Genomic DNA, 2,332 nt, shown 5'->3' with positions numbered 1-2,332 from the left:
AATTAACTTATCTTTATCGTACGATCCAATGGGTAGGGTAAGCTGCAGACTGGTGCCAACGACCACTCCTTGTTGCCAAGCACCGAAGTCTTGCGGCTTTAATGCTGGCGCACCGTAAAAATTCCAAGAGAGTCGAATGTTGGGGTCGCCATAACCGCATCGGTCTGCGCTGACACGCTGACCTTGAAAATCGGCGCTGCCTTTGTAGCAGATTCGGCTGGCTGTCATGTCTATTTTTGCTGAGCGTCCCGCTAAGGCAAAAGTATGAGCATAACCTACAACCCCAGCATCTATGCTGAGATCGGCATTATCAATCGGTGCTGAAGGAGCGGGTGATAGATCACCTTCTGAGTGGGCTACACCCACGACTAAAAAATTCATCCCAATGGGGATATTGGTATAACTTCTGGGTTCTAAATCTTGTGCAAAGCAAAACGTTCCGCAGCTAAAAAGCGTGACAAGCGCTAGCACTTTAGCGGGAACGATTAAACGATGCTTATATTGTTGACTAATATTCAACCAGTATCCTTACTTGATAAATAATGAGTAACGCTTAAGCTGCTCAGTTGCTAACTAAAACGTTGATTCACACTCTAAGTTAACCAATTTGTCAGCTTAATCAAGCATGTTATGCTGCTTAATATTAAAGAGATACTCACAAGCAGTTTTTATAAAATCGCAAAATCAATCGAAGTCACTCAAATAGGTCGTTAAGTGTTACCAAGAATATCCATTGAACAGTCAATTCAACAAGCCCTCGCAACAGCGCATCAAGATGCCGTTGATGCGGCTAAACGTGCCCATGACACGGCGACTGGCAGCGAAAGTGTCGCTGAAAATAAGTACGATACTTTTGGCTTAGAAGCATCATACCTTGCTCACGGTCAGTCAGTGAGAGTGGCTCAGTGCAAAGACGATATGCATGCTTACGAGCAATTGTTTGCCGTATTGAAACATAAAGCGGCAACAAGTGCCTTGCTCGATGTATCACTTAACGTATCAAATACAACAGCCAAGGAAGTCGCAAAACAAATAGCGCTAGGCGATCTGGTTGAGTTGATTGATGAAAACGATAAATTCAGTAGACTGTTTATGGGCCCGAGTGCAGGGGGCTTAAAAGTACAGACCGCAGCGGGAAGTTTTATGCTGATAACACCTCTATCTCCCATAGGTCAAAAATTACTGACACGTGAAGTCAATGATGAGATAGCGCTAACGGTTGCTGGCAAGATCCATTGCTATGAAATCAGTGCAATAAGCTAGTCTCTAATTTAAGAAAACGCTTAGCGTTAACCACTAAACCGAATAGTAATTAACTCAAAAGGATTTATATGGCATTAATTACCACCGAGCGGCTTATTTTGAGAGAAGTCACCTCAGCCGATGCCGAGTTTATTATGGCGCTCTATAACGAGCCTAGTTTCATCGAGGGGATAGGTGATAAGCAAGTTTATACTGTCGAAAAAGCGATCGAATATATAGCCAACAGCTTTACTAAAAGTTATCAAGACAATGGTTATGGTATGTACTTAGTCGCACTGCGCGATGTTGGTACGCCGATTGGGATCTGTGGTTTGATCCGCAGAGACTATCGGGATGACTATGAGCTTGGTTATGGCTTTGCTAACGCATTTTGGTCGAAAGGTTATGCACGGGAAGCGGCAACATCGGTGCTGGAGTACGGCAAACAACAGCTGAATGCTAAAGCGTTTATTGCGGTAACATCGATGTCTAATCAAGCATCGATAAAGGCACTAGAGGCATTAGGGTTTGTATTTAGTCAAATCGAAAAATTGGCGGCGTATGATGAAGAAAGCCGTTTATTTACACTATCAGTTGATTAAAAGGTCCGTTAATTCAAGAGCCAATCGAGTCACTAAAGATGTCCATTATAGTAGAAATAGGTAATGTAACTATTCGTCAATTCGAAAAGAGCGATCTGCAAACCTTTACTCGCTATCGAGCAATACCTGAGGTTGCACAATATCAAAGCTGGAGCAATTACACCTATGATGATGCCATTAAATGATATGACTCAATGCAGGGCACACATTGGGGAAGGTCGCCAGTGGTTTTACCTTGGCACCGGAAACCAAGAAAGGTATTGGCAGTAAATCACTTTCGGCATTTATGGAACACCTGTTTAATACGATGAACAAGTATCGGATCATTGCGACCACCGAATGCGACAATCATGCGGCTTATAAATTGTTAGAAAGAGTCGGCTTTCGTCGGGAAGCTCATTTCGTAAATAACATTTTTTTAAAGGGTAATAGGGCAGTGAGTATCAATATGCGTTGCTAAAGTCCGACAGAGGCTTAAGTCGGTAATA

The 2,332-nt window shown here is 42.9% G+C and carries 4 protein-coding genes and 1 pseudogene; 4 read left to right on the top strand and 1 reads right to left on the bottom strand.

Annotation, left to right across the window (positions count from 1 at the left end):
* Nucleotides 1–519 (bottom strand): annotated as a pseudogene (locus CXF82_RS01215) (transporter); the annotation flags it as partial.
* A 195-nt stretch (nucleotides 520–714) separates the two neighbouring features.
* Here CXF82_RS01215 and CXF82_RS01210 point away from each other — a divergent pair.
* From CXF82_RS01210 to CXF82_RS22505, 4 genes are all read left to right on the top strand, one after another.
* Nucleotides 715–1,263, top strand: a complete 549-nt coding sequence (locus tag CXF82_RS01210) for a transcription elongation factor GreAB (protein ID WP_180961149.1) — start codon at nucleotides 715–717, stop codon at nucleotides 1,261–1,263.
* A gap of 68 nt (nucleotides 1,264–1,331) precedes the next feature.
* Nucleotides 1,332–1,844, top strand: a complete 513-nt coding sequence (locus CXF82_RS01205; protein WP_101090939.1) for a GNAT family N-acetyltransferase — start codon at nucleotides 1,332–1,334, stop codon at nucleotides 1,842–1,844.
* A gap of 38 nt (nucleotides 1,845–1,882) precedes the next feature.
* A complete protein-coding gene (locus CXF82_RS22510) occupies nucleotides 1,883–2,029 on the top strand; it encodes a GNAT family N-acetyltransferase (RefSeq protein WP_198553546.1) in 147 nt (48 codons plus the stop codon).
* Nucleotides 2,030–2,052: 23 nt separating this feature from the next.
* On the top strand, nucleotides 2,053–2,304 hold the full coding sequence (locus CXF82_RS22505; protein ID WP_308304375.1) for a GNAT family N-acetyltransferase: 252 nt from the start codon (nucleotides 2,053–2,055) through the stop codon (nucleotides 2,302–2,304).
* The last annotated feature ends 28 nt before the right edge of the window (nucleotides 2,305–2,332 follow it).

Origin of the sequence: Shewanella sp. GutDb-MelDb (assembly GCF_002836075.1) — a bacterium.
Lineage (GTDB): Bacteria > Pseudomonadota > Gammaproteobacteria > Enterobacterales > Shewanellaceae > Shewanella.
This window is presented reverse-complemented; position numbering and strand designations above follow the sequence as displayed.